This window comes from Fontimonas sp. SYSU GA230001 (genome assembly GCF_040066175.1).
Taxonomy (GTDB): domain Bacteria; phylum Pseudomonadota; class Gammaproteobacteria; order Nevskiales; family Nevskiaceae; genus Solimonas.
In genome coordinates this window covers 13,423-29,954 of record NZ_JBEAAM010000027.1, presented here as the reverse complement: position 1 = coordinate 29,954, position 16,532 = coordinate 13,423, and the positions used below count along the sequence as shown (strand labels likewise).

Annotated in this window: 9 protein-coding genes; 3 read left to right on the top strand and 6 right to left on the bottom strand. The window is 71.3% G+C overall.

What is annotated here, in order from left to right; all coding sequences use genetic code 11:
• Nucleotides 1-36 precede the first annotated feature (36 nt).
• Genes AAG565_RS13340 through AAG565_RS13330 form a run of 3 tightly spaced genes read right to left on the bottom strand, consistent with a single transcriptional unit; the run spans nt 37 to nt 8,196 of the window.
• Nucleotides 37-2,106, bottom strand: coding sequence for a transglycosylase domain-containing protein (locus AAG565_RS13340; protein WP_348820107.1), 2,070 nt, complete (start codon nt 2,104-2,106; stop codon nt 37-39).
• Nucleotides 2,103-7,700 carry an alpha-2-macroglobulin family protein gene (locus AAG565_RS13335; RefSeq protein ID WP_348820106.1) on the bottom strand — a complete coding sequence of 1,866 codons (5,598 nt, stop codon included), beginning with the start codon at nt 7,698-7,700 and terminating at the stop codon, nt 2,103-2,105. Before AAG565_RS13335 ends, AAG565_RS13340 begins: the two co-directional genes overlap by 4 nt.
• Complete coding sequence (locus tag AAG565_RS13330; protein ID WP_348820105.1) at nt 7,693-8,196, bottom strand: hypothetical protein; 504 nt, start codon at nt 8,194-8,196, stop codon at nt 7,693-7,695. The genes AAG565_RS13335 and AAG565_RS13330 overlap by 8 nt, the downstream gene beginning before the upstream one ends.
• Before the next feature lie 90 nt (nt 8,197-8,286).
• On the opposite strand from AAG565_RS13330, the gene AAG565_RS13325 reads away from it, so the two are divergent.
• A complete protein-coding gene (locus AAG565_RS13325) occupies nt 8,287-9,540 on the top strand; it encodes a hypothetical protein (protein ID WP_348820104.1) in 1,254 nt (417 codons plus the stop codon).
• Nucleotides 9,541-9,633: 93 nt separating this feature from the next.
• Here AAG565_RS13325 and AAG565_RS13320 read toward each other — a convergent pair whose 3' ends face one another.
• Complete coding sequence (locus tag AAG565_RS13320; protein WP_348820132.1) at nt 9,634-10,998, bottom strand: 3-deoxy-7-phosphoheptulonate synthase class II; 1,365 nt, start codon at nt 10,996-10,998, stop codon at nt 9,634-9,636.
• A 49-nt stretch (nt 10,999-11,047) separates the two neighbouring features.
• On the opposite strand from AAG565_RS13320, the gene mutS reads away from it, so the two are divergent.
• Complete coding sequence (mutS, locus tag AAG565_RS13315) at nt 11,048-13,624, top strand: DNA mismatch repair protein MutS (protein WP_348820103.1); 2,577 nt, start codon at nt 11,048-11,050, stop codon at nt 13,622-13,624.
• 129 nt (nt 13,625-13,753) lie between these two features.
• A complete protein-coding gene (locus tag AAG565_RS13310) occupies nt 13,754-14,425 on the top strand; it encodes a hypothetical protein (protein WP_348820102.1) in 672 nt (223 codons plus the stop codon).
• A 19-nt stretch (nt 14,426-14,444) separates the two neighbouring features.
• Here AAG565_RS13310 and AAG565_RS13305 read toward each other — a convergent pair whose 3' ends face one another.
• Together AAG565_RS13305 and AAG565_RS13300 are read right to left on the bottom strand one after the other, a co-directional pair.
• Nucleotides 14,445-14,714 carry a hypothetical protein gene (locus AAG565_RS13305; protein ID WP_348820101.1) on the bottom strand — a complete coding sequence of 90 codons (270 nt, stop codon included), beginning with the start codon at nt 14,712-14,714 and terminating at the stop codon, nt 14,445-14,447.
• Nucleotides 14,711-16,492, bottom strand: coding sequence for a DUF885 domain-containing protein (locus tag AAG565_RS13300; RefSeq protein WP_348820100.1), 1,782 nt, complete (start codon nt 16,490-16,492; stop codon nt 14,711-14,713). The genes AAG565_RS13305 and AAG565_RS13300 overlap by 4 nt, the downstream gene beginning before the upstream one ends.
• Nucleotides 16,493-16,532: the final 40 nt, after the last annotated feature.

The window sequence follows — 16,532 nt, the reverse complement described above, 5'->3', positions numbered from 1 at the left end:
GGGGCGGTGGCGCGAAAGGACTCGCGGCGACGACCGCTACCGCACGGTGAAACGCACCGGCGGGGTCGTCAGCGGCGCGTCGCCGGCATCGACGCTGGCGTAGAGCACGTGTTCGCCGCGCACGAGCGGCCATGGCCAGCGCGGCTCGCGGCTCTCGCCGGCCAGCCGGCCATCCACATACCAGCGCACGCGCTGCGCGGGCTGCGCCCAGGCGAGTTCGAACTCGATGGCTTCGAGCACGTCGGGAATGCGCGGATCGCGGGCGAGCTGCAGGCCGTCGTAAGGCTGCACCAGCTGCGGCCGCTGCGGCAGGCGCGGATCTTCGGCGGCAGCCAGCGCCGGGACATCCGGACGCTCGGCGCGCACCGGCGCCGCCTCGCCCAGCCGCGCGAGCAAGCTGCGCGCGAGCAGTGCGGGTCCGCGTGCGCCGCTGACGCCGTCGGTGGCGCGGCCGGACAGATCGCCGATCCAGACGCCGACCAGGTACTGGCCGTTGTAGGCGAGGGTCCAGGCATCGCGGTAGTCGGACGAGGTGCCGGTCTTGACCGCGGTCAGTGCCGGATAGCGCAGCACGCCGCCGTCGCCGAACTCGAGCCGGCGCGCGGCCGGGTCGGACAGGATGTCGTTGATCGCGCGCGCGGCCGTTGCGGCGATCACGGCGCGTTCGACGCGCGGCTCGCGCCCGTCCTCGAACAGCGTCAGCGGCAGCCAGCGCCCTTCGCGGGCCAGCGCGCTGTAGGCCTGCACCAGTTCGTAGAGCGTCAGCTCGCCGTTGCCGAGCGCGAGCCCGTCGCCGTAGATCGCGGCGCCGCGGTCGAGGCTGGTCACGCCCAGCGCGCGCAGACGTTCGAGAAAGCTGCCGGCACCGACGAACTGCAGCGCCTTCACCGCCGGGATGTTCAGCGAGTTGCCGAGCGCCTCGCGCACACTCAGCTCGCCGTAATGGATGCGGCTGTAGTTGCGGTATTCATGCAGGCCGTGATTGACGCGCTCGGCCAGCGGCGCGTCAGCGACGCGCGTGTCCGGCCCCCAGCCGTGTTCGAAGGCCAGTGCATACAGCAGCGGCTTGAGCGTCGAACCGGGCTGGCGCGGCGCAGTCACGGCGTCGATGCCGACGGTGTCCGGATGGCGCGGATCGGCGACCACCCAGGCGCGCACGCGGTTGTCGTCGAGATCGACGACCAGCAGCGCGCCCTGCGCCGCTCCCTCGCCGCGCAGGTCACGCACGCGTTCTTCGAGAAAGCGCGCCGCGTCGGCCTGCAGCGCGGCGTCGAGGCTGCTGCGCAGCGGCTCGCGCAGCGGCAGACCGAGACGCGCGGCGCGTGCGCGCACCGCAGCCGCGAAATGCACCGCGCGCAGGTCGGCCGGTGCGCGCGCGAGGACCAGCGCCGGCACCGCATCGACGGCGTTCGCCGGCAGAACCCCCTGCTCCACCAGATGATCCGCGAGCCGCGTGACGCCGGCCGCCAGCTGCGCCGGCTCGCCGCGCGCGAGGCGCGAGGGCGCGCGCAGCAGCACCGCGAGCGCGAGCGTCTCCGCCGGCGCCAGCGTGTCGAGGCTGCGGCCGAAGTAGTACTGCGCGGCCTGCGCGACGCCGCGGCGGTTGGCGCCGTAGGGCACCTGGTTGAGATAGAACTCCAGGATTTCCGGTTTCGAGTAGCGCGCTTCGAGCCGCAGCGCCTCGAAGCCTTCGACCCAGCGCGACCACAGGGTGCGCGGCCGCGGATGCAGCAGGCGCACGACCTGCTCGCTGATCGTGCTCGCGCCGCGCAGGCTGCGCCCCGCCCGCAGGTTCTGCCAGACCGCGGCGGCGCGGGCGCGCCAATCGACACCGTGATGCGTCCAGAAGCGCCGGTCCTCGGCGCCGACCACGGCGGCGCGCAGCAGCGGCGGGATGCGCTCCAGCGGCAGGCGCGCCGGATTCCAGTCGCCGTCGTGGCGCAGCGGCAGCAGCTCGCCGCTGCGGTCGAGGATCGGCGGCGCGGCGCCCTGGTCGGGCGGTGCGAGGCGATCGGGCAGCGGGCGCTGCGCGATCAGCGTCGCCAGCAGCAGCGCGAGCAGCCCGACGCCGCAGGCACGCAGCAGCGCGCGGCTGCGCCCGGTCACGGCGCCGCCTCCTCGACGATCAGCCGCGCGGACACGCCGTTGCCGAAGACGTCCGGATCGTACATCTGCTCGGCGTGCGGACGGCCGATGGCAAATTCGCCGGTCGCCACCGCCTGCCCGACCCAGACCAGCCGGTGCCGGCCCTGCGGCAGCCACTCGGCGTAGTGGCGCACAGCGTCGAAGCGCAGCTCGCGGTGGTAGAACGGATACGGGTAGGCGCTGCCGGACGCGAGCGCCTGCGCATCGATCCCGGACGCCGTGGCCAGATCCGGGTTCAGCGGCTCGATGCCGCCGGGCACCGGGTCATCGACGACGACATAGGTCATCCACGCCGGCGCATCGACGGTGAGTTCGACCTTGAGCAGCTCGCCGCGCCGCAGCCGCAGCGGCGGCTCCAGCGTCTGCCACCGGCCGTCGCGCTGCACTGCGTAGCTGCGCTGCATGCCCAGGCCGGCACTGAGCGCAGGCCGGTCGTCGGCTTCGACGTACTGCACGCGCGTCGTCAGGTACGCACGCCCCTGCCCGTCGGCGGTGACCGCAACCTGCTGCGGCGCAGGTCCCGCCGTATCGAGTGGGTGTGTGAGCGTCTGCACCGGACCGGGCACGACGCGCACCGTGCCCAGCGCCGCATCGCCGAGCCTCGCGTCGATGCGCAGGTCCGGCGGCTCGGCCTCGTAGGCATTGGCGTAGTCGAGCAGCGCACGCGCGCAGAACAGGTTCTCCTGAGTGTTGGCCCAGTGCGTCTTGGTGCCGCGCGCGGACAGCACGTGGCGCACCAGCTTGAACGGCAGCTCGCCGAGGCCCGGACGCTCGTCGTCGGCGATCAGCGCCGACAGCGCCGCGCAGTTGGAGCGCATCGCGCTGCCGAGCAGCCAGTTCCAGTCCGCGTCGCGCTCGTCCTGCAGCGACATCCGGCCCGCGGACTCGTTGGCGCGCGACAGCACGCGGTTGCGCGCCGCCTGCGCCGCGGCGCCGCCGTTCTCGACCTGCTGCGCGGCGCGCAGGAACAGCGCCTCCCCGAACAGGCCCATGCGCGGCAGCTGCGGCGCATGGCGCGCGATCTCGCGCGCATCGACCGCGCCGCGCGCCGCCAGCGCGGCGAGCACGACCGCGCGCAGCTGCGCGCGCGCCTCGCCGCTGCCGTAGCCGATCGCCGCCGGCTCCTCGCGCAGCAGGCGTTGCAGATAGGCGTCGAGCTTGTCCCACACTGCCGTCGGCGGCCGATGGCCGAGTGCCTGCATCCAGCCGAAGGCCAGCCCGGTGAACGCGGACAGGTAGGGACTGACGTAGGCGTCGCCGGGGACGAAGAACGCCATGCCGCCGTTGGGCGCCTGGAACGCCGCGGCCTCGTCGAGCGTGGCCTGCGGCAGCGCATCGGCCTGCGGCCAGTCGAAGACGGCGCCGAAGCGCGCGCGCAGCGGTCCGTAGTGCGCCGCCATCACCGCCTTGCTCAGACGCTGCTCCCAGCACAAGTAGGGATAGTCGCGCAGGTAAGCGAAGGCGCCGTCGAGCGGACCGACCAGCGTCGGCGCGATCTGCAGCTCCAGGCGCCGCGACCGCGCGTCCGCCGGCACCGCGATCGCCTGTTGGATGCGCGCACCACCGGCCAGGCTGGCGAGATCGGCGGCGCTGGTCGACACGCGCGGCGCGCGCACCGGCACGGTGTGCGCGAGGGCATCGCGGTCGCCGGCGTCACCGGCACGCGCGGAAAAGCGCAGCGGTTCGGCGCCCACCACCTCGACCGGCAGGCTCACGGTCTGGCGCTCGAAGGACTCCAGCGTCACGCTCCTGCGCAGCCGGCCTTCGGCGCCGCCCTGCACGTCGATCTCGACGTCGAGCGTGCGCCGCTTCGCATCGCGGTTGAGCAGCGTGAACGCGGCGTCGAAGCGGTCGCCGGCCGCGACCAGGTTGGGCATGGCCGGACGCAGCTCGGTGGGCTTGGACACCTTCACGCCGTTCTGTCCGAGGCCCATGCGGTCGGTCGGCGTGGTCGCCAGCGCGAGCACGCGCCAGCCGGTGAGCTGGTCCGGCAGCGTGAACGAGAACCGCGCGCGGTTCTGCGCATCGGCCGGCAGTGCGGGATTCCAGTAGGCGACGAAGCGCTCGATCGAGCGCAGCGACAGATCGGCGCCGCCGTCGCCGCCGGGACTGGCGCCCTTCTTCTCGAACTTCTGCCGGCCGACCAGCCGCGTCAGCAGGCTGTAGTTGGCCAGATCGAGCGGGTCGAGCGTCGTGAAGCCCTTGAGCGGATCGAAGTGGTCGGCGCCGCCGCGGATCAGGTCGAACACCGCCTCGTCGAGCACCGCCACGGCGAACTCGATCGGCTGACCGTCCGCATGCAGCGGCCGCGCCTGCAGCGCGACCTCGACGGTCTCGCGCGGCCGGTAGAGCGCGCGCGCCGGCTCGACGTCCACGGCGATGCGCCGGTACGGCTCATCGACGGTGAGCGTCGCGTAGCCAAGGCGGAAGGTCGGCTTGCCCAGATCGACGGCGCCCTTGAGCGGCGGCTCGACGCGCGGCGAGACGACGACGACCGAGACGTAGCCGCCGGGCACGAACTCCGGCTTCACCGGGATCTCGATCACCGGCGCCGGGCCGCCGAGCAGCTGCACACGCTGTTCGAGCACGCCGTAGCGCTCGACGCTGATCAGCGCACGCGCGCCGGGGAACGGGTTGCGGACCATGAAGCGTGCGGTCTCGCCGACCTTCCAGCGCGCGCGCTCGGCGCGCAGCTCCAGGCTGTAGTCCGGCCGCTCCTCCCACAGCACTTCGCTGCGGCCCTGCGCGTAGAGCCAGCTGCGCGACTCGTGCAGCCGGTCCTGGCTGTCGCGCACCAAGGCGATCACGCGGTACTCGCCGGCGGCGTCCGGGATGAAGCGGCAGATCATGCCGTCGCGCGTCGAGCGGCCCTTGCAGGTTTCGACGCGGATCCATTCGTGGCTGTAGCGCGTCAGATAGGCGTTGCCGGCGCCCTTCACGCGCGCGCCGCGCGTATGCTTGCGCTCGATCTTGACGTAGTACGGCACGCCGGCCATCGGCGTGCCGCCGGCGTCGATCACCAGCGCGCCGACCTCGGCCGGCCGGCCCTCGCGCGCGACCCAGGTCTCGTCGCGCAGGCCGATGTAGCGGTCGCGGCCCTGGTACGGCAGGCTGCCGGTCGCGGCGATGCTGCGGCCGCGGTCGTCGAACACGCTGCCTTCGAGCACGATGCGGCCATGGCGCACGGCGCTGTCCGGCGGCACGGCCAGCGCGCCCTGCCACTGCCCCTGCGCGTCGAGCCGGTCGGCGCGGTCGAGCAAGGGCGCGGGCTCGCGCGCATCCGGCGCGAACACGTCGTACTGGTAGGTCCTCGCCAGCGGATGCTCGACGTTGAGCGGCGTCGCCTCGATGCGCGCGAGCACGCGCAGCCTGGCGTTGGCGAACGGACCGCCGCCGTGCAGCCGTGCGGAGACGGCGGCCAGCGGCGCATCGCCGGGCCGCGCCACGGTGGCGCGCAGCTCGGCGCCGACGCGGAACGGCGCCGGCACGAAGTCGGCGACCAGCACGCGCAGCGGTTCGAGCGGGGCGTCGCTGTACGAGGGCGTGAGCGCGAAGCGGTACCAGCCGACCGCAGCGCCCTTCGCCAGCGTGAACTCGCCGTCGAGCGCGCCGAAGCGGCTCAGCACCACGTCCTTGCGCTCATGCACCACCGTGCCGGTCGGATCGGAGACGCTCAGCGCATAAGTGCCGGACGGCGGCGCGGCGAGCGTGCGGCCAGCGTCGTCGCGCACGTAGAGCTTGTACTGCACGGTGTCGCCGGCGCGGTACACGCCCTGCGCGGTCGTGCCCCAGGCGCGCAGGTGCCCGTGGCGTTCGCGCCGCCACGCCGAGATCTGCTCGCGCGACGCGCGCCAGGTATCGACCGAGAACTCGTATTCCAGCGGCAGCAGCGCGAAGTCGCCGTCCTTGCGCACGCGCACCGCCAGCGCCTCGTCGCCGCGCTTCCAGGCGCGGTCCAGCGCCGGGTCCAGTTCCGCGCTGCCCGGCAACAGCGCGAGGCCGTCGGCGTCGGTGCGTCCGCTGGCCTTGACCGCGTCGCCGAAGCCCTCGATCACCGCGACCTCAGCATCGGCCACCGGCGCGCCGTCGTCGAAGCGCGTCACCCACACCAGCGTGTTGGCGTGGCCGAACTTGGCGTGCACCTGCCAGGGCGTGACCTGCGCGAAGAACTCGCGCGGCGGGCCGTCCGCGGGCTGCGCCGACAGCTCGCCGCGCACTGCACCCGATGTGCCGCCGCGGGCGCCGACCATGCCGCGCACGTCCAGCGGCATCGCGAACGCGAGGTTGCGCACCGGCGCGACCGGCACGCGCGTCTCCTGCCCCGCCTCGATGCCGGCCGCAGTCATGCGCGTGTAGCGTGCGACGACGGCCTGCAGGTTGGTGACGATCGCCGGGACTTCGGAGTCGATCCCGCTTTCGAGCACGGCATTGCCGTGCTCGAACACGAAGCGCGGCCGACGCGCGCCGGTGGTGATCCGCGCCTTCACCGGTGCGTCGAGGCGGCGGCCGAAGCGGTCGGTCACGCCGGCGGCGATGTCGAGCGTGTACTCGGTCTCGGCCGCCAGCGCGAACGGCAGTCCGACTGGATAAGTCCGGCCCTGACCCCGGATCACGATCACCGGGTTGTCACCTGCGTCTTCCCACGCCGCTTCTGCACCGGCGCCGCGGCCGGCGAACGGGTCCGGATCGATGCGCAGGCGCGGCCGCAGCTGGTTGGCGTCCACCGGCGCGCTGAACACGACGCTCAGACGCTCCAGCGGCGCGCAGTCCTGCACCGCATCACCGGGCGCGAAGCGGCGCAGGCCATCACCGACCTGGCAGTCGATGCCCAGATAGCGCAGTGCCGGAAAGGTCCGCACGGCGAACTGCGGATCGGCGGCAATCCCGCGCGCGCGCCCGAGCGCCGACTCCAGACCGGCCTGGACCACGAGGCGGTACGCACTGTCGGGCTTGAGCGGCGCGCGCGGCCACACGCGCCAGCTGCGCCGTGCTTCGCCGTCCGGCGTGTAGAACGGTGTCTGCCGGTCCATGAACACTGGACCGACCTCGACCGCGCCGCCCAGGCGCAGCGCCGCGGCGACCGACTTCGCCGTGACCGGCTGGTTGAAGGTCACCTGCAGCTCGGGCTGCTCCGGGCCGCGCCAGTCGGCGACATGGGCGTAGCGCAGCGCCGGGCGCTCGGTGACGAAACGCAGCGTCGCACCCTGGCTCAGCTTCACGCCGTCGAAGGATTCGAGTTCCGGCCGCACATCGACGCGGTATTCGGTCGCCGGCAGCAGGCGCGTGTCCGGTGGCAGGTTGCAGGCCAGCAGCTGCGGATCGAGCCAGCGCCACTGGCAGGACGGATCGGGCGTGATCGTCACCGGCACTTCGGACGCCGCGCGTTCCATGCGCCCGAGCGGCACGACGGCGCGGTCGAAGCCGATCGTGATCTGGCCTTCGTTGCGCACGTCGTCGCCGGATGGCGTGATGCGCGTGACCTGCAGTTCGGCGCCCAGCGCGATGCCGGGCACGGCGGCGAGCAGCGCCACGACCGCGGAGCGGGTCCTACTCATGGCGCACCTTGATCCGCGCGAACAGCGCGCCGTTGGCGTCACCGATCATCTGCACCTCGCGCAGACCGGCGAGATCGCGCCAGACCAGACGCTGCGCCTCGTTCTGCGCGTCGGACTGCGTCGGCTCGGTCACCGGCAGGCCGAGGCGCGCGAGCGTCGCGGCGTCGAGCGGATGGCGGCCGTAGCCGAGCGGCACGGTGAGCCAGTCGGCGCGGCCGTCGATATAGATCACCTCGACGCCGTTGGCATAGCCGCAGCGCTCGCTGTCCAGCGCGCGCTCGCAGGACTGCGGCTGGCCGAGCACGGCTTCGGCATTGGCGCGCGGCTGGCCGGCGAAGGCGCGGACGTCGAGGTCCGGCGTCGCGCCCGTGTCTTCAGGCAGATTCTCGAAGGCCGCCGCGTAGTCGTAGCGGTCGCCGCGGCCGACCCCGTAGCGCCAGGCCAGCACCGCGGCGACGATGCCGACGACGAGGATGCCGGCTGCTTTCCTGTTCATATGGCTGCGTCCGCCCTTCCGGTGCGCCAGCATAGCGCCCGGACCGCGGTGCGTCCGTGAAATAATGCGCGCCCGCCAGGTCTGTCCGCCATGCACGCCGTTCTGCTCGTCGCCACGCTCGTCGCCCTGCTATCCGGGCCCGTGCTTTACGCCGTCGCGCAGCGGCGGCCGGCGCTGCTCGGCTTTCTCGACGGCTTCGTGCTGGTCAGCATCGCCGGACTCGTGCTGCTCGAGGTGCTGCCGGATGCGTTCGCTTCCGGCGGCTGGCTCAGCCTGGCCTTCCTGCTCGCCGGCCTGCTCGGCCCGACCGCGCTGGAACACGGCCTGACGCGCGCTCGACGCGAGGCGCATCTGCTGGCGCTGGCGCTGGCGGTGCTGGGCCTCGTGCTGCACAGCATCGGCGACGGCACGGCGCTGTCCGGCGTCGGCGGCAGCCATCGCGACGACGCGCTGGCGCTGGCCATCGCGATCCACAGCGTGCCGGTCGGCCTGGTCGTGTGGTGGCTGCTGTACCCGGTGTTCGGCGCGCTGCTGCCGGGGCTCGCACTGCTGGCGATGGGTGCGGCGACCGCCGCCGGCTTCCTGTTCGGCATCGAACTGGGCGGCCTGCTCGGCGAGCGCGGCTGGGCCTGGTTCCAGGCGCTGATGTCCGGGTCGATCCTGCACGTGATCTTCGGCCGGCCGCATCTGGACGAGACCTCGGAACATCACCATACGCCGCCGCCCTTCGAGGGACTGGGCAATCTCGGCGCACTGGTGCTGCTGGCAATCCTGGCCGCTGCGCACGAACCGGACGCAGCGGTTCCGGATCTCGCCACCATCGTGCTCCAGCTCGCCGTGAAAGCCGCGCCGGCGCTGCTGCTGGCCTACCTGTTCGTGGGCGCGCTGCTCTGGCTGGGATACTGGTCACGAAGTCAGCGACTGCGCCCGAGCCTGGCGGCAGCGGCCTTTGCGTTGATGCTGCTGGCGTCTGAGCGACTGTCCGTCGAGCTGACCAGCGCCGGTCTGCTCGCGCTGCGGACCGTGTGGCTGGCCGGCCTGCTCGCCCTGACGGGCCTGCCCGAGACCAGTCCCGCCCGACGAACCCCCACCGCCGCGCTGCGCTTGGCCTGTGTCGAGGCGGTGGATCGCCATGCGGCGTGGATTCTCGTGGGCTTCGGACTGGCCGCCGCCGTGGATATGCAGCTTGCACCGCAGGGCCCAGAGGCCGCGATGCAGGTGACGGTGCTGGAGTGGGCCAGCCTCGCGATCGTGGGCGGTCTCTACGCTGCCGCGCTGTTACGCCGTGGCCTGCGCGCGCTGTTCGCCGATCTGTTCGAGCTGCGCGATCCGGCCGTCGGCTGACCCTGCCGGCGACCGCGGCGGCCATGCCCGGTCCGGCCGGCAGGCACGCGGCTGCTCGGGATTTCCGCGTGCGCAGCAAGGACGGCGCATGCGTCAGCCCGCGACACGCACGATCTTCATCGCCAGTTCCAGCGCCTGCTCGTAGTTGAGGCGTGGATCGACGCTGGAACGGTAGGCGCGTTCGAGATCGGCGTGCGCGAGGTTGCGCGCGCCGCCGGTGCACTCGGTGACGTCCTCGCCGGTCAGTTCCAGGTGCACGCCGCCCAGGCGCGAGCCGCAGGCCTTGTGGATCGCGAAGGACTGTTCGACTTCCGACAGGATTCGGTCGAACGGCCGCGTCTTCAGGCCGTTGGGCGTGCTGATCGTGTTGCCGTGCATCGGATCGCAGATCCACAGCACGCGATGCCCGGCATCGCGCACCGCCTCGATCAGGCGCGGCAGGTGGTCGCCGACCTTGTCGGCGCCCATGCGGTGGATCAGCGTCAGGCGGCCCGGTTCGTTGTCCGGGTTGAGCACGCGGCACAGGCCGAGCACCCAGTCCACCGTCATCGACGGACTGACCTTCACGCCCATCGGATTGCGGATGCCGCGGCAGTATTCGACGTGCGCGCCGCCGATCTCGGCCGTGCGCATGCCGATCCATGGGAAATGCGTTGACAGGTTGTACCAGCCCGGCTTGCGCGGCACCTGGCGCGTCTGCGCCTGTTCGTACCAGAGCAGCAGCGCCTCATGCGAGGTGAAGAACTCGACGCGCGAAAACTCGCCGATCGGCTGGCCGGCGAGCGTCTCCATGAAGCGCACCGAGTCGCCGAGCGCATCGACCATCGCCTGGTAGTCGGCGGCCAGCGGCGAGTGCTGGACCCAGTCGAGGTCCCAGTATTCCGGGTGATGCAGGTCGGCGAAGCCGCCGTCGATCAGGCCGCGCACGAAGTTGATGGTCATCGCCGAACGCGCGTGGCCTTCGAGCAGGCGCCGCGGATCGGGGATGCGCGCGGCCGCGGTGAACTCGGGCGCATTGACCAGGTCGCCGCGATAGCTCGGCAGCGTCAGGCCGTCGCGCGTCTCGGTGTCGGCCGAGCGCGGCTTGGCGTACTGGCCGGCGAAACGGCCGATGCGCACCACGCGCGAACGCAGGCCGTGCACCAGCACCAGCGACATCTGCAGCAGCACCTTGAGGCGGTTGGTGATGATCTCCGGCCGGCAGTCGGCGAAGGACTCGGCGCAGTCGCCGCCCTGCAGGATGAAGCCGTCGCCGTCCTGCGCGCGCGCCAGGTGCTGCTTGAGCGTCTCGACTTCCCAGGAGGTCACCAGCGGCGGCAGGTGACGCAGCTGATCGAGCGCCTCCGCCAGCCTGGCGGCGTCCGGGTACTGCGGCTGCTGCACGGCGGGCCGGGTCTGCCAGGATTCGGGGGACCAGCCGGAGGGGGACTGCGCGTTCACGGAAACGGACGGGGACAGGCGATAATCGCGGGCCGCAAGTATAAGCCCGGCGCCTGCTCCAGCCCCGATGACCGCCAGCCCGTTCAGCGACCACACGCCGCTCATGCAGCAATACCTGGCGATCAAGGCCCGGTTTCCGGACACGCTGGTGCTGTTCCGCATGGGCGATTTCTACGAGCTGTTCTACGACGACGCGCGCAAGGCGGCGAAGCTGCTCAACATCACGCTGACCAGCCGTGGCGAGTCGGCGGGCCAGCCCGTCATCATGGCCGGCGTGCCACATCATGCGCTGGAGCAGTACCTGGCGCGGCTGATCAAGGCCGGTGAGTCGGCGGCGATCGCCGAGCAGGTCGGCGAGGTCGGCGCGGAGAAGGGGCCCGTCCGGCGCGAGGTCACCCGCATCGTCACGCCGGGCACCGCGACCGACGACGCCCTGCTCGACGCGCGCACGCAGACCCTGCTCGCCGCCGTGTGCCAAGTGCGCGAGCACTACGGCCTGGCCTGGCTGGAACTCTCGTCCGGGCGCTTCTGCGTGCTGCAGACCGCGCAGGACGGCGATCTGGCCGCCGAGCTGCAGCGCCTGCGCCCCAGCGAACTGCTGATTCCCGACGGCGAGACGCTGCCGGTCAACGCCGCGAACGGCCGGCCGCGGCCGATCTGGCATTTCGACCCGGCCTCGGCCTACCGCCTGCTGATCGACCAGTTCCAGACTCGGGATCTGCGCGGCTACGGCGCGGAAGGACTGGACGCGGCGATCGCCGCCGCCGGCGCGCTGCTGCAGTACCTGCAGGAGACGCAGAAGTCGGCGCTGCCGCATGTCAACGCGCTGCGCGTCGAAGCGCCGGGCGAGGCGCTGATCCTCGACCCGGCGACGCGGCGCAACCTGGAGATCGACCGCGCGCTGTCCGGCGCGCACGAGTTCACGCTGCTCAAGGTACTGGACCGCTGCATCACCGCGATGGGCGCGCGTGCGCTGACGCGCTGGCTGACGCGGCCGCTGCGCGACCCCGCGCAGCTCTCCGCGCGTTACGACGCCGTCGCCGCGCTGCTCGACGACGACGGCCGCGCCGCCGGCTTCGAGCGGCTGCGCGACGCGCTCCAGGACATCGTCGATCTGGAGCGTATCCTCGCGCGCGTCGCGCTGCGCTCGGCGCGACCGCGCGATCTCGCCGGACTGAGTGCGAGCCTGCAGCGCCTGCCCGGTGTCGCTGCCGCGCTCACGGGCGTCGAAGCACCCTTGCTGCGTACGCTCGCCGGCCAGCTCGGCGATCACGCCGATCTCGCTGCACATCTGCAGCAGGCGCTGGCGGACGAACCGCCCCTGCTGGTCAAGGACGGTGGCGTGTTCCGTGCCGGCTTCGACCCCACGCTCGACGAGCTGCGTGCCCTGTCCACCAATGCCGACGGCTACCTGACCGATCTCGAAGCGCGCGAACGCGCGCGCACCGGCATCGACACGCTCAAGGTCGGTTACAACCGCGTGCACGGCTACTACATCGAGGTCGGCAAGACGCACGCGGCCAAGGTGCCCACCGACTACACGCGCCGGCAGACGCTGACCAACTACGAGCGCTACATCACCGAGGAACTGAAGAAGTTCGAGGACCAGGTGCTGTCGGCGCGCGACCGTTCGCTCTCGCGCGAGAAGCAGCTCTACGACGCGCTGCTCGACCGCCTCAACGCCGAACTGCGGCCGCTGCAGGCGGCGGCGCAGGCGCTCGCCGAGCTCGACGTGCTCGCCTGCTTCGCCGAGCGCAGCCGCGCGCTGAACTTCTGCCGCCCGCAGCTCGCCGAGGAGCCGTGCATCGAGATCCGCGCCGGCCGTCACCCGGTCGTCGAGCAGACGCTGGACAGCCCCTTCGTGCCCAACGATCTCGCACTGTCCGACACGACGCGCCTGCTGGTCATCACCGGCCCGAACATGGGCGGCAAATCGACCTACATGCGCCAGACCGCGCTGATCGTGCTGCTCGCGCATACCGGCTGCTTCGTGCCGGCGGAATCGGCGCGCATCGGCCCGATCGACCGCATCTTCACGCGCATCGGCGCGTCCGACGACCTCGCCTCGGGCCAATCGACCTTCATGGTCGAGATGAGCGAGACCGCGAACATCCTGCACAACGCGACCGCGCAGAGTCTCGTGCTGATGGACGAGATCGGCCGCGGCACCTCGACCTACGACGGCCTGTCGCTGGCGCGCGCGGTCGCCGAGCATCTGGCGACGCAGGTGCGCGCGTTCTGCCTGTTCGCGACGCACTACTTCGAGCTGACCGCGCTGGCCGACAGCCTGCCCGGAATCGCCAACGTGCACCTCGACGCCGCCGAGTACGCAGGAGCGGACGGCGAGCGCCTGGTGTTCCTGCACCACGTCAAAGCGGGACCCGCAAACCGCAGCTACGGCCTGCAAGTCGCCGCGCTCGCCGGCGTGCCGCAGCCGGTCATCCGCGCCGCGCGCGCGCATCTGGCCGAACTGGAACGCAAGCCGACGCCTGCGCGTTCACAAACCCAACCGCAGCTGTCACTGTTCGCGCCGCCGCCCTCGCCCGCGCTGAAGCTGCTCGACGAACTCGATCCGGACGCGCTGTCACCGCGCGAGGCGCTGGACCTGCTGTACCGGCTCAAGACTGCCCATCGGCGGAACTGAGAGCTTGCGCACGGTCTGAGGAGTTATCCGGCTTCCCCCCCCCCCCGGATTTTGATAGGGTCGCCTGCAGCTGCGACACGACGGTACAGGTCGCAGCACGACGTCCACATTGGGAAGGGAGTGAACAGCATGTACAAGGATTGGCTTGCGGCCTGCGTCTGCGCCGCTTTCGTCGTTGGCTGCGGCGGTGGTTCCGGCGGCGACGACTCGAACAGTCCGAACCCGACGCCCGGCCCCACGGCGACACCCCTGCCGACACCACCGCTTTCGCAGTTCACGTGCAGCCCGGTTGGGGGCGGCGATGCGACCATCCAGAGCATCTGCACCACCTGCGCAGACGATGCGGTGACCGATAACGGCAAGGCCATCGACACCGATCTCGCCAGCGCCGCGACGGTCAAGCTGTACAACTCGCCGGGCTTCGATCCTTCCAACCCAACGTCCGGTAACGTCAATAATCCGGATACGAGAAACGTACTGCTCACGGCGACAGCGCAAACCGGCGTCGTCTTTCCCACCGGCGGCAAGGCCGGTGTGATCTTCGGCCTGCCGGAGTCCTTCCTCGTTCCGTTCAGCGGCACGCTCTCGACCTACCAGGACGACACGCCGATCGACAGTCTGGCGTTTACCTCTGACGAATTCCTCGGCAAGGAAGGCGAGAAGATCTATCTGGGGCTCGACGGCACCAGCGACACGTTCAACGCCGTGCAACTGACCCTGACGCAAGCCGGCGGCAGTCTCGAAGAACAGCTATTCCGCGTCTATGAGTTTTGCAGCGACGGCGCCGCGCGTTTCCGGTAACCGGCAACGAACACGGGCGTTATTTCCGGCTGCGCGGAAATGACGTCTCCTGCGCGCGTGCCGCCTTAGCCTTTTCGAGGATCGCGCGCACGATGCCGGCCATTGCCACGGCCATCATCAGGCCACCGGCGACGATGGCGATGAGATCGATATCCGGCACCGCGACCACCCGCGACAGCAGCGGCATGTCGCCCACCCGTTCGGCCACGCCCAGCGCCACCAGCAGCGCGCCGATGCCGTCGAGGACCAGCAGCAGGGGCGGGAACGGCAACGCGGGTTTGTCGTTCACGACGCGTCGGCCTGCACGCGCCGCGCCTGTTCGTCCGGCACGAAGCGTTCGAGCACGGCCTTCTCCAGCAGCCGCGGCGGCAGCAGACCCTGCGCGAGCACGAAGTCGTGGAAGCGCTGGCGATCGAATTGCTCGCCCAGCGCGAGCTGCGCGCGCTGGCGCACCGCCATCAGCGCCTGGTAACCGACGAAGTAGGACGTGGCCTGCCCCGGCGCGCGGAAGCTGTAGCGGTCCGCCTCCTGCTGCGCCATGCCGGGCGACAGCACCACTTCCTGTTCGAGAAACGCGCGCGCCTGCTCGGGCGTGATCTGGCCGAGGTTGAGCATCGGGTCGAGGAAGGCGCGCGCGGCGCGCATCATGCGGTGCTGCAACCCGATCAGCTGGCCGTCGAGCGGAAAGTCCGGCTTCATCTCGGCCTCCGCGTACAGCGCCCAGCCTTCGACGTTGACGCTGTTGAACGCGAACACCGCGCGCGCGGTAGACACACCGTTCTCGATCATCGCCGCGAACTGCATCTCGTGGCCGGGCCGCGCCTCGTGCACGGTCAGCGTCCAGGTCGCCGCGTCGAAGCTGAAGTCGTCGGTCTTGAGATCCTCGCGCCCGGCCTTGCCCGGCACGTTGAGCGGCAGCACGAACTCGCCGTATTCGCCGGTGTTGCCGATCAGCCGCGGCGGACTCATGTGCGGCGCCGGGATCATCGCCGACTCGGCCTCGCTGGCGAGACGGATCACCGCGTCGCGTTCCGGCACGCTGACCACAGCGTGCTCGCGCAGCAGCCCTTCGATGGTTTCCAGACGCTTCCTGTACAGCGGGAGGATGGCTTCGCCGGTGATCTGCTTGCGCTTGAGCGCGCGGATCACGTCGCGGTAATCGCTCGCCGGGATGCCGGCCTGCTTTGCCACCAGCGGCGCGAGCGCCTGCATCTCGTTGCGGATCTCGGCAAAGCTGAGCAGCGCGCGGCGGATCAGCTCCTCGGGCGCGACATCGACGCCGAACTGCTTGAGATTGTCGGCATAGAGCTGCGGCGGCAGGCGGTGATCGTCGCGCGCGCGCACCAGCACGGTGGTGCGCACCCACTCGGAATAGGCCGTGAGCTGCTCGCGCAGCCGGGCGAGTGCGTCGTCGTACCCCTGCTGGCCCGATGCGGCGAACAGCTGGGCGATGCCTTCGATATAGCGCGGCGCGTCGGCGAGATCCTGCTCGACCTCGCCGCGGTACGGACCGATCAGCTTGCGGTTGCCGAACTTCTCGGTCGTGCGCGCCTTCGCCAATTCCGTGATCGGCTCACTGCCGGGTGTGAGCCCCGCATAGGCGCGCAGGCGCTCGACGGCCGCGGCCTGGCGTTGCTTGGGGATGCGCGGGTCGAGCAGCGCCTTGATGCCGGCGAACACGGTCAGCGGCACGTTGACATAGGGCAGGAGCAGCTCGTTCTGCAGGCGCTGCGTCTCCAGATTGTCCTGTGCGGCGCGGATCAGGATGTCCAGATCCTGCTGAACCAGCGGATCGGTTTCCGTCTTCGCGCGCTGCTGCAGCTGCCGGAGCACCTCGCGCGTCGCCGCCTGGCTGCGTTCGAAGACCTTCGGCCGCAGGTCGATGACCGCGGTGTCGAAGCCGTCGACACCGAGTTGCCCGGCGGCTTCCGGGTTGAAACGCGCCATGACCTGCAGCAGCAGGTCCGCGTGGCGATTGCTGGCTTCGACCCAGGCCGGCGGCGCTGCCGCCGCGGCCGAGAACGACAGCATCATGCCGGCCAAGCCGGACAGTGCGAGACGACGCATGTTTCGCTCCGTTGTCGAACAGCGGCGGCCGTCTGGCCGC